Below are 1,471 nucleotides of genomic sequence, written 5' to 3'. Positions count from 1 at the left end.
TATTATGCGCCGGAGTGCGGGCGGTTTATCAGCCAGGATCCGATAGGGTTGCTTGGTGGAATAAATCTCTACCAATACGCGCCGAATCCGCTGGGGTGGATTGATCCACTTGGATTAAGTGGTAGCGGTCTTGTAAATGGCGTACCTCAAAATCCTGGAATAGTTCGCCGTTTTATGTCAAAAGCTGAATATAAAGATTTCCTTAAAAATGGTTTTGTATTTGATCCAACAGATCCTCGAGGAGGAATAAGCGTCACCTCTGTTAAAGTTGATCCTAAAAACCCTGATGCGATAAAAAGAAGCACTGGGGCTTTAGGTGCTGACTATTATGTTGATATTGATACCACAAAGAAAAATGTTGAATTAAAAGGAAAAACGAAAGGTGGTGTAATGGACTGGAAAATTAAAGATAATGTCGATCCAGCAGATATAGTCAATCGAGGGAAAGTCAGGAAATGTTAAGTGATACCTTAAAACAGTTCAGTGACATATATAACCAATTATGGCATGACATAAGAAGTTATAATGGAAAGCAAAATGACTTTAACCAGTTCTTATCTCCTGAAGATATTTCAATATTGGAGTTTTTAGTAACTAATAAAATATTTCAATTAAAAGCATTCGAAATTCTTTTACACGTTGCTCCAGATAATGCACTTAATTTATTAAAAAGACGCTATCTTTCCCTTGATCTTTCTAATAACGCTAAAGATCATGTGGCAGATCTTGAAGTTATGCTATCTGATATAAAGGAAATTCTCGGTAAAGATAAACTTGAAGACATATTAAGTTGGTCAGGTTTTTTATTAGCTAACAAAAAGAATCAGAGGGTAATAGATGCTATAGATTTTGCTCAGGGCAATGATTGAAACAAAAAATGCCGGAAGGTTAATGATTTTCCGGCTTTTTTATTTTTTAACTCTCATTCAGCACACTAAACATCCCGTCACGCATCCCCTTAACTGCCTGTTTAACATGATAAAGTTCCCTGCGCAGTTCATGTACTTCGTTGTTATCCGCAAGCAGGATCAGGCAACCCTCCGAGATCTTCACGGTAACGCCCGTGCCGATCTCAAATCCCGCTTCTCTCAGCCATTTTGCGCTGAATGCGGGCGGGTATCCGGTCATCATCCAGACGCAGGGCACAGAAGGTGGGGTGAGTAATGAGCGGCAGGAGCGTGATGCGCTGGGCCGCCTGTTGCGCAGTAACACGCAGCACAGTACACGGACCTTCAGCTACAACCGTCTTGACCAGATAACGGAAGTGACGCTCACCCCGACGGAAGAAGGGGAACGGCTGCACCACATGCAGGCGGACAGGGTGCGCTTTGATTATGACCGCAGCGGGTGGTTGACGGCAGAGCACAGCGTGCACGGCAGCATAAAGTACCGGCGTGACGCGCTGGGCAATCCCACCGACATTACCCTGCCGGACGGGCAGCATCTCAGCCATCTTTACTACGGCAGCGGG

Annotated in this window: 2 protein-coding genes and 2 pseudogenes; 3 read left to right on the top strand and 1 reads right to left on the bottom strand. The window is 44.0% G+C overall.

The annotated features are described in order from the left end of the window. Positions 1-126, top strand: a pseudogene (locus tag FEK50_RS24625) (RHS repeat-associated core domain-containing protein); the annotation flags it as partial. Between the two features lie 329 nt (positions 127-455). After that, complete coding sequence (locus FEK50_RS22870; protein WP_016262914.1) at positions 456-869, top strand: hypothetical protein; 414 nt, start codon at positions 456-458, stop codon at positions 867-869. Positions 870-915: 46 nt separating this feature from the next. Here the strand turns inward: FEK50_RS22870 and FEK50_RS22865 are convergent, their stop codons facing one another. Next, entirely contained in the window at positions 916-1,131 is a 216-nt protein-coding gene (locus FEK50_RS22865) for a SymE family type I addiction module toxin (protein ID WP_131162215.1), read from the bottom strand. On the opposite strand from FEK50_RS22865, the pseudogene FEK50_RS22860 reads away from it, so the two are divergent. Next, positions 1,130-1,471: pseudogene (locus FEK50_RS22860) on the top strand (hypothetical protein); the annotation flags it as partial. The gene FEK50_RS22865 and the pseudogene FEK50_RS22860 overlap by 2 nt on opposite strands.

Origin of the sequence: Escherichia sp. E2586 (assembly GCF_005781105.1) — a bacterium.
Lineage (GTDB): Bacteria > Pseudomonadota > Gammaproteobacteria > Enterobacterales > Enterobacteriaceae > Escherichia.
The sequence above is the reverse complement of the archived record's forward strand: the minus strand, read 5'-3'. Positions and strand labels throughout refer to the sequence as shown.